The sequence below is a fragment of the Paractinoplanes pyxinae genome, assembly GCF_026626335.1.
In the GTDB taxonomy this organism is placed as follows: Bacteria; Actinomycetota; Actinomycetes; order Mycobacteriales; family Micromonosporaceae; genus Actinoplanes; species Actinoplanes pyxinae.
Map to the genome: position 1 here is coordinate 13,673 of NZ_JAPNTZ010000021.1, position 17,238 is coordinate 30,910.

16 protein-coding genes and 1 tRNA gene are annotated in these 17,238 nt (G+C 69.5%); 11 read left to right on the top strand and 6 right to left on the bottom strand.

All coding sequences use genetic code 11. The annotated features are described in order from the left end of the window. Positions 1-18 precede the first annotated feature (18 nt). Positions 19-3,354 carry a CARDB domain-containing protein gene (locus tag OWR29_RS41880; protein ID WP_267569169.1) on the bottom strand — a complete coding sequence of 1,112 codons (3,336 nt, stop codon included), beginning with the start codon at positions 3,352-3,354 and terminating at the stop codon, positions 19-21. 160 nt (positions 3,355-3,514) lie between these two features. Here OWR29_RS41880 and OWR29_RS41885 point away from each other — a divergent pair, with 160 nt between their 5' ends. Continuing rightward, positions 3,515-4,864 carry an MFS transporter gene (locus OWR29_RS41885; RefSeq protein ID WP_267569170.1) on the top strand — a complete coding sequence of 450 codons (1,350 nt, stop codon included), beginning with the start codon at positions 3,515-3,517 and terminating at the stop codon, positions 4,862-4,864. Here the strand turns inward: OWR29_RS41885 and OWR29_RS41890 are convergent. Beyond that, on the bottom strand, positions 4,851-5,897 hold the full coding sequence (locus OWR29_RS41890) for a sensor histidine kinase (protein WP_267569171.1): 1,047 nt from the start codon (positions 5,895-5,897) through the stop codon (positions 4,851-4,853). The genes OWR29_RS41885 and OWR29_RS41890 overlap by 14 nt on opposite strands. Positions 5,898-5,984: 87 nt before the next feature. Here OWR29_RS41890 and OWR29_RS41895 point away from each other — a divergent pair, with 87 nt between their 5' ends. The 3 genes from OWR29_RS41895 (at position 5,985) to OWR29_RS41905 (ending at position 8,445) form a co-directional block, all read left to right on the top strand. Next, entirely contained in the window at positions 5,985-6,857 is an 873-nt protein-coding gene (locus OWR29_RS41895; RefSeq protein WP_267569172.1) for a S1 family peptidase, read from the top strand. Then, positions 6,820-7,551, top strand: coding sequence for a DUF429 domain-containing protein (locus OWR29_RS41900; RefSeq protein ID WP_267569173.1), 732 nt, complete (start codon positions 6,820-6,822; stop codon positions 7,549-7,551). The genes OWR29_RS41895 and OWR29_RS41900 overlap by 38 nt, the downstream gene beginning before the upstream one ends. A gap of 84 nt (positions 7,552-7,635) precedes the next feature. Beyond that, positions 7,636-8,445: an alpha/beta fold hydrolase gene (locus OWR29_RS41905; RefSeq protein WP_267569174.1), complete on the top strand. Its 810-nt coding sequence runs from the start codon at positions 7,636-7,638 to the stop codon at positions 8,443-8,445. Between the two features lie 70 nt (positions 8,446-8,515). On the opposite strand, the gene OWR29_RS41910 is transcribed toward OWR29_RS41905, so the two are convergent. Then, positions 8,516-8,591: transfer RNA gene (locus OWR29_RS41910), tRNA-Lys, on the bottom strand. Positions 8,592-8,758: 167 nt separating this feature from the next. On the opposite strand from OWR29_RS41910, the gene OWR29_RS41915 reads away from it, so the two are divergent. From OWR29_RS41915 to OWR29_RS41935, 5 genes are all read left to right on the top strand, one after another. After that, positions 8,759-10,003, top strand: a complete 1,245-nt coding sequence (locus OWR29_RS41915) for a L,D-transpeptidase (RefSeq protein WP_267569175.1) — start codon at positions 8,759-8,761, stop codon at positions 10,001-10,003. 123 nt (positions 10,004-10,126) lie between these two features. Then, entirely contained in the window at positions 10,127-11,347 is a 1,221-nt protein-coding gene (locus tag OWR29_RS41920) for a L,D-transpeptidase (RefSeq protein ID WP_267569176.1), read from the top strand. A gap of 80 nt (positions 11,348-11,427) precedes the next feature. After that, positions 11,428-11,829, top strand: a complete 402-nt coding sequence (locus OWR29_RS41925; RefSeq protein WP_267569177.1) for a hypothetical protein — start codon at positions 11,428-11,430, stop codon at positions 11,827-11,829. Positions 11,830-11,990: 161 nt separating this feature from the next. Next, positions 11,991-12,860: an MHYT domain-containing protein gene (locus OWR29_RS41930; protein WP_267569178.1), complete on the top strand. Its 870-nt coding sequence runs from the start codon at positions 11,991-11,993 to the stop codon at positions 12,858-12,860. A 339-nt stretch (positions 12,861-13,199) separates the two neighbouring features. Beyond that, positions 13,200-14,198 (top strand): 3-oxoacyl-ACP synthase III family protein, encoded by a 999-nt coding sequence (locus OWR29_RS41935; RefSeq protein WP_267569179.1) that lies wholly within the window; start codon positions 13,200-13,202, stop codon positions 14,196-14,198. A 7-nt stretch (positions 14,199-14,205) separates the two neighbouring features. On the opposite strand, the gene OWR29_RS41940 is transcribed toward OWR29_RS41935, so the two are convergent. Genes OWR29_RS41940 through OWR29_RS41950 form a run of 3 tightly spaced genes read right to left on the bottom strand, consistent with a single transcriptional unit; the run spans position 14,206 to position 15,466 of the window. Beyond that, complete coding sequence (locus OWR29_RS41940) at positions 14,206-14,556, bottom strand: PRC-barrel domain-containing protein (protein ID WP_267569180.1); 351 nt, start codon at positions 14,554-14,556, stop codon at positions 14,206-14,208. A 30-nt stretch (positions 14,557-14,586) separates the two neighbouring features. Beyond that, on the bottom strand, positions 14,587-15,024 hold the full coding sequence (locus OWR29_RS41945; protein WP_267569181.1) for a response regulator: 438 nt from the start codon (positions 15,022-15,024) through the stop codon (positions 14,587-14,589). Positions 15,025-15,073: 49 nt separating this feature from the next. After that, the gene (locus tag OWR29_RS41950) at positions 15,074-15,466 is read right to left on the bottom strand and encodes a DUF2750 domain-containing protein (protein ID WP_267569182.1); all 393 of its coding nucleotides are present in this window, start codon (positions 15,464-15,466) and stop codon (positions 15,074-15,076) included. A 417-nt stretch (positions 15,467-15,883) separates the two neighbouring features. On the opposite strand from OWR29_RS41950, the gene OWR29_RS41955 reads away from it, so the two are divergent. Both OWR29_RS41955 and OWR29_RS41960 read left to right on the top strand, forming a co-directional pair. Further along, complete coding sequence (locus OWR29_RS41955) at positions 15,884-16,531, top strand: hypothetical protein (protein ID WP_267569183.1); 648 nt, start codon at positions 15,884-15,886, stop codon at positions 16,529-16,531. A gap of 188 nt (positions 16,532-16,719) precedes the next feature. Then, the gene (locus tag OWR29_RS41960) at positions 16,720-17,208 is read left to right on the top strand and encodes a hypothetical protein (RefSeq protein ID WP_267569185.1); all 489 of its coding nucleotides are present in this window, start codon (positions 16,720-16,722) and stop codon (positions 17,206-17,208) included. Positions 17,209-17,238: the final 30 nt, after the last annotated feature.

Below are 17,238 nucleotides of genomic sequence, written 5' to 3' on the forward strand. Positions count from 1 at the left end.
CACCGCACCTTTCCGGCGTCAGCCGCCGTTGATGACGAACTGCGAGCCCGGCTGGATGACGATGTTGCCGTCGGCCGAGTTGGTGATGGTCACGTTGGTGAGGTTGGCGTTGCCGCGGGCGCCGCTCATGGCGAGAATGCCGGCGCCGTTGTTGGACTTGTCGATCCGTACGTTGGAAATCGCGACATTCGGCATGTTGCCGCCGCCGGTCTTGAACTGAAGTCCGTCGTACGTGGAATCGAGGATCTCGGTGTCCCGGATCGTCACACCGGTGATGTCCTTGCCCGACGGGAACAACGTGATCGCGCCGAACTCCTGGTCCTCGTTCCAGAACACGCCGCCGGCCCGGTAGAGGCCGTTGTTGGCGAGCAGCGTCGTCCCGCCGAACGGCAGCGGGTCGTGGTCGGTGGCCAGCATGATGCCCGGGTAGTTCATGGTGTCGTAGATCAGGTTGTTCTCGGCCGAGTTGTTGGAACCGCCGTAGATGGCGATGCCGTTCGCCCGCCACGGCAACTGCACCGTGTTGTTGACGAAGTGGTTGTTCGACGCGGCGTCGGCCGACGTGTCCTTCACGCGCGGGTTGGCCCATACGGCCAGTGAGTCGTCACCGGTCGTACGGAAGGAGGAATTGAAGACCCGGGAATTGCGCGTGCCGTTGCTGAAATTGATGCCGTCGGCGTACGTGTCCCGGATGCGCATGCCGCTGAACTCGAGCCCGTCGCCCGGGTTCCAGTAGGCCGGGGTGTCCGAGTAGTCGCGGCCGACCCAGGCGCCGACGTTGACGTGCTCGATCCACACGTTGCTGATCTTCGTGTTCTTGCCGAGCCGGCCGTTGATGCCGTGCCCGCGGTTGGCCCGGTTCGTCGTCATGCCGAAGATGGCCAGGTCGGAGATCTGCGTGTTGTCGTCGATGTCGAAGCCGACGTTGCCCTCGTGCGGGTGGTTGATGTTGCCCACGACGTTCTGCGGCTCGGTGTTCGTGTAGAGCTGGGTGTGCCACATGCCGGCGCCGCGGATCACCACGTTCCGGATGCCCTTCTGGTTCCACTGCCCGCGGGTCGGATCGGGCGAGAGGATCTTCTGCTCCTGCCGCCACTGGCCGGCCGGGATCCAGACGCAGGGGATCACGCCGTTCTCGTCGTCGGTCACCGCGCGCTGGATGGCGGCGGTGTCGTCGATGCCGTCGTTCGGCACCGCGCCGTACGTGGTGATCGAGACGCAACCGGCGGGCTGGCTGAGCGCCGGCGCCACCTGCTCCAGGTCGACCAGGTCGATGTAGTAGAACGCCGCCGAGTCGCCCGAGTCCCGCTGCAACTTGAAGCGGGTGCCGGCCGGGTACGACGTGGACAGCAGCGCGTGCGACTCGTCGAACAGCCGGCGCGCGTCGCCCGACGGGGTGTTCGAGAGCGATTCGGTGTCGTCGGTCGTCCCGTACAGCCAGCTGTTGCGCGACGAGAGCGTCAGCTTCTGCACGAACTGGTCGTTCGCGTACAGGCTGATCGTCGCGTTCTGCCCGCCGCCGCCCGGTGCGTCCGGGATCGAGTTGCGCACGACGATCGAGTTGGCCTGGTTGACCGAGGTGAACTCGACGAACTGGCCGGTGCTGGTCAGGCGGACCGACTTGCGGCCGGACGACTCGGTGCCGAAGTTGGTGTGCCCGAACGTCCGCAGGGCGTCCGCCTCGACCAGGGTGCCGCTGTAGCGGGCGGCTTCGGCCTCGTACGAGGTGTAGGGCGTCGCCGCGCCTCGGCCGACCACGATTGACTGCGTACGCGAGTTGTTGTTCTCGTTGGTTTCGGCCACCACATTGGTCGCGTCAGCCGTCGCGGTGACGGTCGCCCCGCCGCTCGTCGCCGTCCACGTGCCGACGTTGACGGTGACCGTCGCGCCGGCCGCGATGCTTCCGGTGTTGGCGTTGAGCGTGCTGCTGCCCGCGACGACCCGCGTCACGCTGGCCGCGGCGGCGCTGGTGCCCCGGTTGTTGACCTGCACCGCGAAGGTGACCGCCGAGCCCGCGGCCGGGTTGGCCGGGTTCGGGGTGACGCTCAGGATTTGCAGGTCGGGGCCGGGCGCCTGGGCGACGACGAGCGAGGCCGGCGCGGTGTAGGCGTTGTTGCTGTTGTCGGTCTCGGCGACGGTGTTGGCCGGGTCGACCACGGCCGAGACCTGGTAGCTGCCCTGGCCTCGCCGTCCGGCGCTGACGCTCACCGTGGCCGAGGCCCCGGCGGCCAGGGCGCCGACGTTCGCGCTGCCGATGACGTTGCCGTTCAGGCGCACGTCGACAGTGGTCGCGGCCGAGGCGACCGTCCCCGAGTTGCGTACGGTGGCCGAGACGTTGATCGTCGACGACTCGTCCGGGTTGGTGGGCGTCCAGCTGAGGCCCGTGACGACCAGATCGGCGGCCGGCGCCCACGAACCGAGCACCTGCAGCTCGGCGACCTGACCGCCGGGGGCGCCCGTGTTGCTGAAGAACTGCAGCTGCAGATCCGACACGCGCCCGGTGACCGGAATGGTCACGGTGTTGCCCGACCCGAAGGCGTAGTCGGCGCGGGCCTTGAGCGAGGTGAAGCCGCTGGCGCCGGTGACCCGGCCGAGCACCTGGATGCTCTGGGTGCGTGCGCCCCACGCGGGATCGGGGTTCAGCTTGACCACCACGCCGGTGACGTTGGCGTCGGAGCCGAGCTTGGCCGTCAGCGTGGCCGGGAAACCGTTCGATTCCCAGTACGTGGCCAGGTTGTTGTCGTTGGCATTCGGAGCGACGAAATTGTGGACGTTGCCGGACGCTTCCATCGGCTTGCCGGCCGCCAAGTTGGTGCCCGTCGGGGGATCGGGATCGGGATTCCCGCCGGTGACGCCGTAGACCTCGAGCTCGGAGAGCTGCGCCGCGGGCCAGCCGGTGTTGGCGGTGACGTTGACGCGGACATAGCGGACGGTGGCCGCGGTGAAGTCGATGGTGACGGTGTTGCCGCTGCCCGGGTTGAAGGTGCGCCCGGCGCTGGCCGAAAGCGTGCTCCAGCTCGAGTTGTTGGTGCTGCCCTGCACGCTCAAGGTCTGCGTGCGGGTGGCCCACTCGGCCGGCGGCGGCAGCTTGAGCTTGACCTGGTCGATCGCCACGCTGCTGCCCAGGTCGACCTGCACCCACTGCGGGAAGGCGTTGTTCGGGCTCTCCCAGTAGGAGGAGGCGTTGCCGTCGGTGACGTTCGCGGGGCCGTACGGGCCGTTGACGCCGCTGGCGGTAGCGGTCTTGCCTTGCGCGAGGTTGGGTCCACCGGCCGCGTTCGCGGGGGTGGCCGAGATCCCGGCGGTGACCAGAGCGGTCGCCAGGATGCCGGTAAGGAGTCTTCGTCCTCTCATGGATCCCTCTTCTGTGCGCACGTGGCCGCCGGGCGGGGAACCCGGCGACCACCAGGGGGACGGGGATGTCTGCCACGATTTTTCGCTGTGCTGCTGAGTTTTTTCGTAGACAGGCATTCAAGGTTTCAGATACATCACTAGTTCGTCAACGGGTGATGTCGTGCTCACGGCAAAACGTTCATTGCCGGCCGCCACCGGGCAAGACCCCGGCATGGGATGGCCGGTGGTGGCGCTGTGTCTCGTCCAGTTCGTCGACGTCCTCGGGGTCACCGTGGTCGTGACGACGCTGCCGGCCATGCTGAGCGACGTCGGCGCCTCGCCCGAGGACGGCACGATCGTCGCGGTCGGCTACGCCATGTTCTTCGGCGGCCTGCTCATGTTCGGGGCGCGGCTGGGCGACCGCTTCGGCCATCGGCGGTGCATCCTCGGCAGCCTGGTCGCCTTCGCGGCGGGTTCGCTGCTCACGGCCACTGCCACGTCGGTCTTCGTGCTGTCGGCCGGGCGGTGCGTGCAGGGTGCGGCGGCGGCGATCGCGGTGCCCTCGGCGCTGCGGCTGCTGACGGCGGTGGCCACCGACGAGCGGCAGCGGGCGCGGGCGGTGGCGGCGTGGAGCGCGGCCGGGGCGGCGGCGGGCGCGTCCGGGTTCGTGGTGGGCGGGCTGGTCTCGGCTGTGGGCAGCTGGCGGCTGGTCTTCTGGGGGCTGCTGGGAGTATCGGCGGTGCTGGCGGCGGCCGTGATCCGGTTCGTGCCGGCGCGGGCCACCGAGACCGGCGGCGGGGCGCTCAACCTGGCCGGCTCGGTGCTGCTGACCGGGGCGGTGATGCTGGCGATCCTGTTCGGCGAGGCCCCCTGGCTGCTTCTCGGGTCGGCCCTGCTGGCCGGGCTGTTCGTGCTGGTCGACCGGCGGTCGTCGGCGCCGCTGGTCTTCTCGGGTGTGCTGCGGCTGCCGCAGGTGCGGCGGGGCGCCGGCGGAGCCTTCTTCAATACGGCCACGACCGGGGTGGTCACCCTGGTCACGCTTCATCTGCAGGGCGCATTGGGGCGTACGCCGCTGGAGGCGGCCGCCACTCTTCTGCCGCTCAGCCTGGCGGTGATCCCGGGCTCGGCCGTGGCGGCCCGGCTGATCGTGCGGCGGCCGGCCGAGCGGGTGGCCGCGGCCGGGCTGCTCGCGATCGGCGCCGGACTGGCCGTGCCGCTGATCGCACCCGCCTCGGTGGTGCTCATCGGGGCCGGGGTAGCCGCGGCCGGGTTCGGGCTGGGACTGGCCTCGGTGGCCACCACGTCCCTGGCCACCGACGTCCCGGAGGAGAGGCGGGCGACCTCGGCCGGTCTGGCCAACACGAGCGCTCAGCTGGGGACGGCGCTCGGCACGGCGGTGCTGCTACTGGTCGCGGCCTCGACGACCGGCATCCCCGGAGCCACCGACCGGACGCCGTGGGTGGCCTGGGCGGCCGCCGCGGTCGCGGCCGTGGCGGCCTCGGTGGTTCTGGCGTCCGTCAGGGAAAGGTGACCTCGACGCGCAGGCCGTCGCGGCCGGTCGACGAGGCGGCGATGATGCCGTCGTGGGCGCGGGTGATCGAGCGGGCGATGGCCAGGCCGAGGCCCGCGCCTCCGCTGTGGTCGATGCGGGTGCCGCTGAGCCGGCGGAACGGCTCGAACAGGCCGGTGACCTCGTCGGCGGGCACGTCGTCGCCGGTGTTGGTGACGATCAGGGCCGGGTCGTCGCCGACCTCGACGTCGACCGTGCCGCCGGGGCGGTTGTACTTGATCGCGTTCTGGACGAGGTTGCTGATCAGGCGTTCCAGCAGCACCTGCTCGCCGAGCACGGTGCGCGGCTTCAGGGTGCTGGTGATCGTCACACCTGCCTCGTCGGCCCGGGCCCGGTGGGCGTCGAGGACGGACCCGGCTATCTCGTCGAGCCGTAACGGCGTACGGGAAACAAGCCCCCGATCGCTTTCGCTGAGCACCAGCAGGCCCTCGATCAGGCGCTCGTTCCGCTCGTTGGTCTCGAGCAGCTGGGCCGCGAGCAGCTCCAACTGCTCCTTGCCGAGCGTGCGGGCCAGCCCGACCTCGATCAGCGTCCGCTGCACGGCGAGCGGAGTGCGCAACTCGTGCGAGGCGTCGGCCGCGAATCGGCGCTGCGCCTCGTAGCCGACGGCTATCCGGTCCATCATCTCGTCGATCGAGCGGCCCAGGACGGCCAGCTCGTCGGGCCCGTCGCCGGGGCGCAGGCGGTGGCCCAGGTTCTGCGGCCCGACGTTGGCGATCACCGGCGCCAGGTCGCGCAGCGGGCGCAGGCACCACCGGATCACGGGGTAACAGGCCGCCAGCAGCACCAGCAGCACGAATGTCATGGCCAGGATGATCGGGATGCTGGGCCGGCGGAACAGTTGCCGGCAGATCACGTGCGTGCTGTCCGGGCCGGCCCCGCAGAAGGTCGGCGTGACGTCCCACCACACCGACAGCAGAGTCTCGGCGACCGGGCGCACGAGCAACCCGGCGACGAGTAGCGCCGCACAGAGCAGCAGGATGCGTCGCCTCACGCCCCCCACGCTGACACACCCGCGATAAAGAAGTCATAAGGACGTCGCTGACACCGGCGCGACGGCCCGTTTCGAAAAATCGTTCGCGTGTTCAAGTCTCTCGCCGCGGCTGCGGCCGCCACGCTCGTCGTGCTGGGCGTCGCGAGCCCGGCCTCGGCCATCGCGTACGGGGAGAACGCGCGCGACGGCGCCTACCGGTTCTCGGTTCTGCTCACGATGACCGGCCTGCCCGCCGACGGCGGCGGCACCCGGGACAGCTCGTGCTCGGGTGCGCTGGTCGCGCCGAAGTGGGTGGTCACCGCCGGGCATTGCTTCCGGGACGCGGCGGGGCGCAAGGTCAGCCGTACGGTGGCCAAGCGCACGACTGCCACGATCGGCCGCGCGAAGGTCGCCGGCCGCGGCGGCCACGTGGTCGAGGTGGTCGCCGTCCGCCAGGCCAAGACGGCCGATGTCGCCCTGGCCGAGCTGGCCTCACCGGTCACTGACGTCACACCGCTGCGCGTGGCGACCTACCCGCCGTCGTCCGGCGAGGACGTGCGCCTGACCGGCTTCGGGCTGACCGCCGACCAGACGCCGGCCAAGCGCCTGCAGACCGGCCGCTTCACCATCGTCGCGGTGGGGGATTCCCTGCTCGAGACGTCCGGGGTGGCTCCGCAGGACGACACCAGCCCGTGTCCGCACGACTCGGGCGGCCCGTACTTCCGCGACTCCGGCGGCGGCCCCGAACTGGTGGCGGTGGTGAGCGCCGGCCCCGGCTGCCCGCACACCGGCCCCGACTACAGCGCTCGCACCGACAACATCAGCGACTGGATAGCCGCCGAGACGACGTCACCCGGCTCGTCCCGGCTCTGGTACCTGGCCGTGTTGATCCCGCTGGCGCTGGGCGCGGTGGCGTTGCCGGCGCTGGCCTATCGTCGTCGGGGTGCTGACCCTGGGAGTCGACCTCGCCTCGGCCGATGAACGCACGGCGACCGCCCTGGTCGAGTGGACCGGGGAAGCGGCGGTCGTGCGCGACCTGCGGCTGGGCGTCGGCGACGACGAGCTGATCGAGGCGATCGGCGCGGCCGGCAAGGCCGGGCTCGACTGCCCGCTGGGCTGGCCGTCGCTGTTCGCCGAGTTCGTGGCGGACCAGCGCTCGGGTGATCTGCGGCCGGTCGCGGCGGACGCGGCCTGGCGGCGGGGCCTGGCCTACCGGGTCACCGACCTGGTCGTACGGGCCGAAGCAGGTCTCAACCCGCTCAGCGTGGCCGCCGACCGCATCGCGTACGTGGCCTTCCGCGGCGCCAACCTGCTGGCCCACCTGGCCGCCGCCGGCCTCCCGATCGACCGTTCGGGCGCCGGCCGCGTGGTCGAGGTCTATCCCGCGGCCTCCCTGCGTCGCTGGGGCCTGACCCATCGCGGCTACAAACGCCCTGGCCAGGCCTCCCTTGTGGACGAGTTGACAGCCGCCGCGCCCTGGCTGGAGCTGGCCGGCTTCGAGCCTTTGTGTCGTACGAGTCATGACGCTTTCGACGCTTTGATCGCCGCCCTGGCCACGCGGGCCGCCGCCCTGGGCCAGACCCTGGCGCCCACCCCGGCGCAAAAGGAGGCCGCGCGCCTCGAAGGGTGGATCGCCCTGCCCACCGGCGACCTCGGTGATCTCGTCGCCCCCTGAGCGTCACATCCTCCGATGATCGTCCGGTCACAGCACTGAGCGCGCCCGCGCGCGAACCGGTGTCACGGACAGGAGCGGATGACCATGAAGCGCACAGGGAAGGTGCTGGCGATGGCACTGGCGGCGGTCAGCGTCGCCGCGCTGAGCGTCGGCACGGCCCAGGCCTCGTCGCACAGCAAGGCGCGACCCACGATCGTGCTGGTGCACGGGGCATGGGCCGACTCGTCGAGCTGGAACGAGGTCATACCCCGGCTGCAGCGGGACGGCTACACCGTGGTGGCGCCGCCCAACCCGCTGCGGTCGCTGGCCGGCGACGCGGCGTACGTGAGGACGTACCTGCAGACCGTCACGGGACCGGTGGTGCTCGTCGGCCACTCGTACGGCGGCGCCGTGATCACCAACGCGGCCACCGGCAACAAGAACATCAAGGCCCTGGTGTACGTGAACGCGTTCGCGCCGGACAAGGGCGAATCACCGGTCGCGCTGGCGGGCCCGGACTCGGCGCTGTCGGCCGACCCGACCACGATCTTCACCTTCGTCCCGGCCACGCTGCCGCCCACCGCGACCACCGACCTGTACCTGAACCGGTCGACGGTGTTCAACTCGTTCGCGACCGGCCTCAGCCGCGGGCAGAAGGAACTGGTGCTGGCCACCCAGAAGCCGGCCGCGTTCGGCGGCCTCAACGAGCAGTCCGGCGAGCCGGCCTGGAAGACGATCAGGTCGTGGTACCTGATCGGCCGCCAAGACAAGATCATTCCGGCTACGGCGGAACGAGCGATGGCCAAGCGGGCCGGCTCGACAGTCACCGAGTACGACGGCGGCCACCTCGGCCTGATCTCCGAAGCCGGAACGATCACCCGCGGCATCGAGAAGGCGGCGGAGGCGGTGTCCTGAGCGGGCCGAGTCGGGATCGAAACGAAGCAAGGCCGCACAGCTGAAGAAGCTGTACGGCCTTGCTGCTGCTTGGTGCGCCGCGTAGGACTTGAACCTACAACCCGCGGATTAAGAGTCCGCTGCTCTGCCAGTTGAGCTAGCGGCGCTCGTTGGCAACGACGAAAACGTTAGCACGCCCTCCGGTGATCTTGGAAATCGGCCCCTCCCCGCGACCCGCGGACGAGGTCGGCCACCCGGACGGAGGACTCGATCTCTTGCATTCATGAGGCAGGATGTCCCCGCAACTTCACAACGGGACGGACGGACGGTCAGCATGCGGCGCACGCTCGTGGCAGTCATGGCGATGGCGGTGATCACGCCGGTCGCGCTGGCCGCGTGCGGCAAGGGCGACGACGACAAGGACGCTTCGGCCTGGGTGGGCACGCCGTCGGCCAGCGCCGGGGCCAGTGCCGCCGCGCCGACCGGCCGGGAGGAGTCCGCCTCGGTGCCGGTCAGCCTGGCCGTCACGCCGGCTGCCGGCAAGACCGAGGTGCCGGTGAGCGCCGAGATCGGCTTCAAGGTGGCCGGGGCCAAGGTGACCACCGTCACGCTGAAGGACGGCGCGGGCAAGCCGGTCGCCGGCACCCTGCGTGAGGACGGCTCGGCCTGGGTGCCCAGCGCGCCGCTGAAGACCAAGCAGAAGTACTCGGCCAGCGTTGTGGCCACCGCCGGCGACGGCACCACCAAGACCGCGAGCACCACCTTCACCACGATGGGCAAGCCGGCCCGCAAGACCGGCACCGGCCTCTACCTCTTCGACGACCACACGTACGGCGTGGCCATGCCCGTGGTGGTCGAGTTCAGCCCGGGCATCAAGAAGGCCGACCGGGCCGCCGTGCAGCGCCGCATGTTCGTCACCACCACGCCGGCCCAGCCCGGCGTCTGGTCGTGGACGCCGAACGGCACGCAGGCCTACTACCGAGGCCCCGAGTTCTGGAAGTCGGGCACCACGCTCAAGGTCCGCATCGCGCTGGGCGGCCTGCCGACCGGCGGCGGCCGCTACGGCGACCGGGACCGCGCGGCCACCGCGAAGATCGGCCGCAGCTTCGAGATGAAGGTCGACAACAAGAGCAAGAAGATGACCGTGGTGCAGGACGGCAAGACGGTCAAGACGATGCCGGTGAGCCTGGGCAAGAAGGGCACACCGTCGTCCAGCGGCGTGATGGTCGTCATGGAGAAGAAGGAGTCGACCGTCTTCGACACCACGGACACCGACGGCGACGACGGTTACGTCACCGACATCGAGTTCGCCCAGCGGTTGACCTGGAGCGGGCAGTACATCCACTCGGCGCCGTGGTCGGTCGGCGACCAGGGGCGGCGAAATGTGTCACACGGTTGTGTCAATGTCGCCCCCGGCAACGCGCGCTGGTTGTTCGACCGCACCCTGGTCGGCGACCCGGTCACCGTGCGGGGGACGGAAGACAAGCTTTCGTACGGAAACGGCTGGACACCCTGGGACAAACCGTGGTCGGAGTTCGTCAAGGGCAGCGCCTTGCCGGTGCCCGCGTCGCTGAAGTGACCAATGTTTCATAAGTGATCAAAATGGACAGCCACCTGTTCAGGCGGCACGATTCCGGGATTGGTCGCGGGGGAAGATAAAGGCAGTATTGGGCGCCGGGACGAACGACGCCGTGAGGGGACCATGAAGACCTGGGGAATCAAGAAGGCCGCCGTCGTGCTGGCCGCTGCGAGCGTGCTGCTCGCCTCGGGCTGTGGTGACGGCGACAAGAAATCGTCCTGGCAGGGCGGCGGCCAGCCGGGCAGCAGCGCCTCGCCCAACGGCGAGCAGCCGGCCTCGCCCGAGCCGCTGCCGAGCACCGTCGCGGTGTCCTCGCCGGCCGCCGAGGCCAAGAACGTCCAGGCCATCGCTCCGATCAAGTTCGAGAGCGAGAACCCGGACGACACGACGGTCAAGGTGACCGACGCCAAGGGCGACGAGGTCGAGGGCACTCTCGACAAGGACGCCAAGACGTTCACCCCGTCCAAGGCGCTGCCCTGGGGCACCAAGTTCACGGTCACCGTCACCGGTCCCGAGGCCGACGGCAAGAACAACACCGCCACCAGCACCTTCACCACGATGGCGAAGCCGGCCAAGCTGATCCGGGTCTCGAGCTTCCTGGGCGACGGCCAGCAGGTCGGCGTGGGCATGCCGCTGATCATCCGGTTCGGCCGCGCGATCCCGGAAAGCTTCCGCGACGACGTCGAGCGCCGCATGAAGGTCACCGCCACCCCGGCCCAGGAGGGCACCTGGCACTGGACCAGCCCGACCGAGGTGCACTACCGCACCAAGGTCTACTGGAAGGCCAACTCGAAGGTCTTCTACAAGGTGTCGCTGGCCGGCGTCCCGCTGGGCAACGGCTACTACGGCCGGTCCGACCTCACCGTCGATCTCAAGATCGGCCGCGAGTTCATCATGAACGTCTCGAACAAGAGCAAGCAGATGACGGTCAAGCAGAACGGGAAGATCATCAAGACCATCCCGGTCAGCCTGGGCAAGAAGAGCACCCCGTCGTCGAGCGGCACGATGGTCGTCATCGAGAAGAAGAAGCACACGATCTTCGACACGACCGACGAGCTGCCGGCCGGCGAGGGCTACAAGACCCCGATCGACTTCGCCCAGCGGATCACCTGGAGCGGCCAGTTCATCCACGCCGCGCCGTGGTCCGAGGGCAAGCAGGGCAAGGTCAACGTCTCGCACGGCTGCGTGAACGTCAGCGAGAAGATGGGCGCCTGGCTGTTCGACCGCACGCTCATGGGTGACCCGATCACCGTCTCGGGCACGGAAGAGAAGCTGAAGAACGGCAACGGCTGGACCGACTGGAACATGAGCTGGGAAGAGTACAAAAAGGGCTCTTACCTCTGAGCTGCTGAAATGAAGGGCCCGGCCGGTTTCGGCCGGGCCTTTCGCGTACGCACGGGGTGGAGCACGCCTAGCCTGACCACGTGTCCCGATTCGTACCTTTGATCCTGGTGTTGACGGCGCTGGCGGGCTGCAGCGGCGCCGACCCGGAACCAGAACCAGCGCCACCCAGCGCCTCCCCCTCGATCGAGGCTTCGCCTCTGCCCGAGGACGACCCGCCCGGCACTCTGACCTGCGCCGCCCTGGCCGCGGCGATCGCCGACTCCTCGCTCATGACGCCCGGGATCGTCGACGGGATCGTCACCACGAGCGGGACAGCCGACGCGCCGGTGGCCGACGCCGCCCAGCGCCTCGCCACCGCGTACGCGCAAGCCGTCGCCGCCGCCGGCAAGGACACCGAACCGGACGCCGTAGCCGCGGTGGGAGCTGCCGCCTCGGACATGTCGACTGTCTGTTCGGACAGCGGGCTGCAGACCGTCGGATGATCACGAAAGCGCTGGCCGGAGGTCTAATCGGTCGGCGTCCCGCGCAGGCCGATCACGCTCGGCGGCTGGATCGTGACACGAATTGGTCACGATCCCATCCGTAGGGGCCTTCGGCAATGCAGGATGCACTACCGGAGCGGGAGAGATAGAAGGAGACCGCGATGGCGCAGATCCATCATTTCGACCATGGGTGGATCACGCCCACCATCAGCTACATCTTGTCCGTGCTGGGCTCGATGCTGGGACTCACGTGCGCCATCCGGTTCCGGAGTGCGGCCGGGCGCGGCGAGCGCATCTGGTGGCTCGTGCTGGCGTCGGTGTCGATCGGCGGCACGGCGATCTGGAGCATGCACTTCGTCGCGATGATGGGCTTCAGCGTCGTCGGCACCCCGATCCGCTACGACATCGGCCTCACCGCCGCCAGCGCGATCATCGCGGTGGTCGCGGTCGGCGTCGGCCTGGCCATCGCGCTGCTCGGCAAGGGCGCGCAGAACCTGCGCATCCTGTCCGGCGGTGTCATCGCCGGGCTGGGCGTCGCCGCGATGCACTACACGGGCATGGCCGCCATGAAACTGCACGGCGACGTGTCGTACGCGATGAGCCGGGTCGGCCTCTCGGTCGGCATCGCCGTGGTCGCGGCGGCCGTCGCGCTCTGGCTCGCCGTCACGGTCCGCCGCCCGCTGGTGGTCTTCGCCGCCGCCCTGGTCATGGGGATCGCCGTCAACGGCATGCACTTCACCGGCATGACGGCGATGTCGGTCGACACCGACGCGTCCACCGTCCAGCTTCCGGGGGCCACGGCCGGCGGCATGATCGTGCCGATCGGGGTGGCCGTCGTCTTCGGCATCATCGGCCTCGCGTACGCGCTGATGTCCGCCCCGACCGAGGAGGACCGCGCGGCCTCGGCCTACCTGGCCCAGCGCCGCGAGGAAGCCGCCGCTCGCATCCCGAAGCAGGCCGGACCGCCGGCGCCGGGCAGCCTGGCCTCGGGCGCCTGGACCTACCGCGACCGGGACCGCACGTCGCGCTGAGACGCAGTTAACAAAGAGGGGTCGGCCACTGCGGCCGGCCCCTTCTTTCTCTCCAGTCCCGAACGGGATTTCACTATCTGAAGATGTCGAAACCACTTTTCTTGGCGTCGAATGCAACGGTCCTGGTCACGCTGCGTATTCATCCGTTCGACGCAGCGAACGACGGCGGTGCATTTGGTTTCGACTTGTTACCGACCCGTTTCCGGGGGCTTCACGGGTGGGCCGATCGGCTGACCGCCGGGGTCCGCCCGGCCGCTCGATCTTGTCTGCCTGTCATAGCCTAAACCCGATAGCCTCTTTCCTCAGGGAGTGGGCGAGTTCGATCTAAGTGGGGGCAACATGAGCGTGGGCATCCTGGGTACCGGCTCTTATCTGCCGGCCGAGGTGGTCACCAACGAGGATCTGGTGCGTCTCGTGCCGGATGCCGATCCGGAGTGGGTCAGCCGCAAGACGATGATCCAGGCCCGTCGTTTCGCGGCCCCGCACGAGGCCGCTTCCGACCTCGCCGCCGAGGCCGCCCGCGAGGCCCTGGTGAACGCCGGGCTCGAGGCCGTGGACATCGACTACCTGATCGTCTCGACCTCCACCGGTGACTCTCCGCAACCGCCGACCTCCACGCTGGTGCAGCACAAGATCGGCGCCAACGGGGCCGCCTGCTTCGACATCAACGTCGTCTGCGCCGGCTTCGTCTTCGGCGTCGCGCTGGCCAACAGCCTCGTGTCGATGAACCCGACGGCCAAGGTCCTGGTCATCGCGTCCGACATCTACTCGCGCATCCTCGACTTCGGCGACCGCCGCACGGCCGTGCTCTTCGGCGACGGCGCGGGCGCGGCGGTCGTGGGCTCGGTGGCCGAGGGCTACGGCTTCCTCGACATGGAACTGGTGTCGCGCGGCGAGGCCAGCGAGCTCATCCACGTGCCGGGTGGCGGCAGCCGCCTGCCCGCCTCGGCCGAGACGGTGGCCAACGGCGACCACTACTTCAAGATGAACGGCCGCGGCGTGCGCGACTTCGTCAACATCGGCGTTCCGCCCGCGCTCGAGGCTCTGCTCAAGCGGGCCGACGTGGCCGTCGAAGAGGTCACCCACTTCGTGCCGCACCAGGCCAACGGCATCATGCTGGCCGAACTGGTCGAGAAGGCGGGCCTGAGCGAGGCCAAGACCCACCTCACGCTCGACCGCTACGGCAACGTGGGCAGCGCGTCGGTGCCGGTCACGCTGGACGAGGCGGCCCGCAACGGCTCGCTCAAGGACGGCGACATCGTGCTGATGGCCGGCTTCGGCGGCGGCATGTCGGTCGGCGCGTCCCTGCTGCGCTGGGGCGGCACCACCCGCCGCTGACCCCGTCCTACTTGGGCTGGATCAGCCAGTTCCACGCCCGCTTGAGGGTGTCCTGCAGCCCGGCGTCGTCCGCGGCCTGGGCTGCGGGGTCCTCGCTCGGCTCGGGCAGGTCGGCGCCCGGCACGGTCAGGATCACGCCGTGCTCGAACAGGCCGCTGACCTTGTCGGCGGGCGCGAAGCGGTGCCCCTCCGGCGTCTTCACGATCAGCCCGTGAAAGAGATCCGACTGCTCGTCGTCCAAGACATGCTCGACCTCGCCGGCGCGCGCGCCCGACTCGTCGTACACGGGCGTGCCGTCCTTGAGCACGAGATAGGCGACCGGCGCGCCGAGGTCTTCGGGAGCTTCGTTCTGGGTCATGGCCCTCCCCGTACCCCCAGGTGAGGCTGCCTATGCTTCGCGGTCGGCGGGGAGGGTCGCCACCTCGCGGTAGAAGCGGTTGATCTGACGTACGGTCGTCTCGAACTCGTCGAGGCCGAACGGCTTGGTCACGTAGGCGTTGGCCCGGTGCTGATAGCTGGCGACGATGTCCGGCGCCGCCCCCGACGTGGTCAGGATGATCACCGGGATCGCCTTGAGCCGGTCGTCGGTCTTGATGGCGGCCAACGTCTCGCGCCCGTCCATCCGCGGCATGTTGAGGTCGAGCAGGATCAGGTCGGGCCGGCTCGCCCCCGGGTACGCGCCCTCGCGGCGCAGATAGTCCAGAGCCTCCCGCCCGTCGGCCACCCGGTCGACGCTGGCGTCGGTGTCCGCGTTCTCCAGCGCCTCGGAAATCATGAGGGCGTCGGCGTCATCGTCGTCGACGACCAGGATCTGCAGGCTGCGCACAGGGGCCCCTTTGGTTGCTGTGCCGCAAGCATAGGGGCAGGGACGGGTCTCAACTACGCCCGGGCAGTTCCAATTCGGCATCCTCGGCCGGCTCGTCGGCGAACCATTGCCTCACCTGCGCCGGGGTGAGGTCGTAGCCGGTGGCGCGGGCGCCGGACCAGTTGACACCGACCAGCATGCCGTCCTTCTCGAGCCGGGGCAGCCACTGGTCCAGCCACTCGTCGACGTCGACGGCCAGCACCTCGAACCCGCTGTAGGCGGCCACCTGATCCACCACGCGACCGGCCCGGGTCGGCTTCGACCAGAACGGCACGGCCCGCCGCCCGTCGTCCCCCGCGGGGGCCGGCATGCCCTCCGGGTCGCGGATCGAGAACACGCGCCCTTCCCGGCCCGCCTCCCGCCGGAAGGCTGCCCGGTGCGCCCCGCTGAGCGACATCGCCATCTCCCATCTTGATCAAGCACCCTCATCGTCCGGCATGCTCACGCCGCACGAGGCCGGGTCGACCAAATCCCACCCCCTCAGCACGCCGCGCCGCGCCGACGTGCCGCCTTGCCGCTTCGGCTCGCACCTCCAAGCCGCGATTCCGGACGACGGCGCGGATTCTTGTAAATGTCTATAAGTGCTGGCCATTCAATTATTGATCTTGTCATTGCGAGAATTCGCAGCGTTTGTTCGGGTCTCGAACGGCTGGGGCCGGCATCGTCTTTTCGGGCTGCGCGGCCTAAACATTTAGTACAAGAAAGAGAAATTGGTCCGAAACGCGCGAGATGCCCGAGACATGATCTTCCGGTGCTCCTAAGGTCCGTTTTGTCGGTTGGCCACTTCACCGGACAACCACCAGTCACTGGAGGAATTTCAATGAGGAACAGTCGGCGCATCGGGGCGCTCGTGGCTATGGCTAGCGCGGCGGTCGGCATGGCAACAGTGACCGCGACGGCTCCCGCCTCGGCGGCGCCCGTTCGTGGGCCGCAGCCGGTTTCGACCTGGCTGAGCGCCGTCCGGGCCAACGCGGACAGCTGGGTCAAGATCAACTGGCGTACCGACCGGGCTGTCTGCAACGTCGAGGTGCGGGTCAGCGGTGGCCGGGACGTGGACGTGGACTACCCGGGCCGCAAGCGCTTCACGTCGTTCACCCGGGGCGACATCCTGCGCCCGGGCCGCACGGACTTCACCGCGTTCGAGGTGAACCCGGACTACGACCGGGCCGGCGTCGCCCGCCTGCGCGCCACCATCTCGTACGACCTGTGCGGCCGTCGCGACCGCACGCAGTACAAGTCGTTCGCGCTGGCCCTGCCAGTGCTGCGCAACGTCGGTCACCAGGGCGGCCCCGTCCGTCCCGGCAACGACGGCCGTCCCGGCAACGACGGGCGTCCGGGCAACGACGGTCGTCCCGGCAACAACGACGGTCGCCCCAACGGCAACAACGACGGGCGGCCCAACGGTGGTCACTCGTGGCCGTCCAGCCCGCGTCCGTCCATGAGCTCGTCGGCGCCGGCCACCCGCTGAGGCGTACGGCAGCGCATCCCCAGCCGCGGGTCCCGGGACCGCCGATTGAGTCGGCGAGCCGGGGCCCGCTCCGGCCTGCTCCCACCCGTACGAAATAGGGTTTTCGCGCCCTTGACCGGAAATCGGCGCTTAGCATGATCATCGCGCCGGTCACACGGGGAACCGACCGGGTGAGGAGGGGAACCGACATGAGTACGGGCCGCCGAATCGGATTCGCCGCCGCCGTCCTGGCCGCGTCGATGAGCATCGCGACCGTCGTCACCGCCACGCCGGCCCTGGCCGTGCACCAGGCGGCCGGCAGCGACACGTCCGACGCCCGCAAGCGGGTCAAGGGCCCACGCCCGGTCACCCGGACCCTGCAGGCGGTCGAGGCCAACGAGCCGCAGTGGGTCCGCGTGCGGTGGAAGACCGACCGCCGCATCTGCGACGCGCGGGTCGTGGTCTGGGCCGACGACGACGTGGAGATCACCTACCCGGGCGACCGGGAGTTCACCTCGTTCTCGCGGGGCGACTCCCTGGGCCGCGGCGGGACCGACTTCACCGCCATCCGGGTCGAGGCCAACTACGACCGCGACTCGTGGGCCCTGCTCGAGGCCACGATCAGCTACACCGACTGCAGCCGCGACTCGCGGACCTGGTCGAGCGACACCACCCTGATGCTCCCCGTGCGGAGCTGAGGCAAGCGGCACCCGGTGCCGGAACATAGC

Coding starts and splice junctions, on each gene's coding strand:
- OWR29_RS41880 (WP_267569169.1), bottom strand. CDS start 3,354: ATGAGAGGACGAAGACTCCTTACCGGCATCCTGGCGACCGCTCTGGTC.
- OWR29_RS41905 (WP_267569174.1), top strand. CDS start 7,636: ATGAAGCGCACAGGGAAGGTGCTGGCGATGGCACTGGCGGCGGTCAGC.
- OWR29_RS41915 (WP_267569175.1), top strand. CDS start 8,759: ATGCGGCGCACGCTCGTGGCAGTCATGGCGATGGCGGTGATCACGCCG.
- OWR29_RS41920 (WP_267569176.1), top strand. CDS start 10,127: ATGAAGACCTGGGGAATCAAGAAGGCCGCCGTCGTGCTGGCCGCTGCG.
- OWR29_RS41930 (WP_267569178.1), top strand. CDS start 11,991: ATGGCGCAGATCCATCATTTCGACCATGGGTGGATCACGCCCACCATC.
- OWR29_RS41935 (WP_267569179.1), top strand. CDS start 13,200: ATGAGCGTGGGCATCCTGGGTACCGGCTCTTATCTGCCGGCCGAGGTG.
- OWR29_RS41940 (WP_267569180.1), bottom strand. CDS start 14,556: ATGACCCAGAACGAAGCTCCCGAAGACCTCGGCGCGCCGGTCGCCTAT.
- OWR29_RS41950 (WP_267569182.1), bottom strand. CDS start 15,466: ATGGCGATGTCGCTCAGCGGGGCGCACCGGGCAGCCTTCCGGCGGGAG.
- OWR29_RS41955 (WP_267569183.1), top strand. CDS start 15,884: ATGAGGAACAGTCGGCGCATCGGGGCGCTCGTGGCTATGGCTAGCGCG.
- OWR29_RS41960 (WP_267569185.1), top strand. CDS start 16,720: ATGAGTACGGGCCGCCGAATCGGATTCGCCGCCGCCGTCCTGGCCGCG.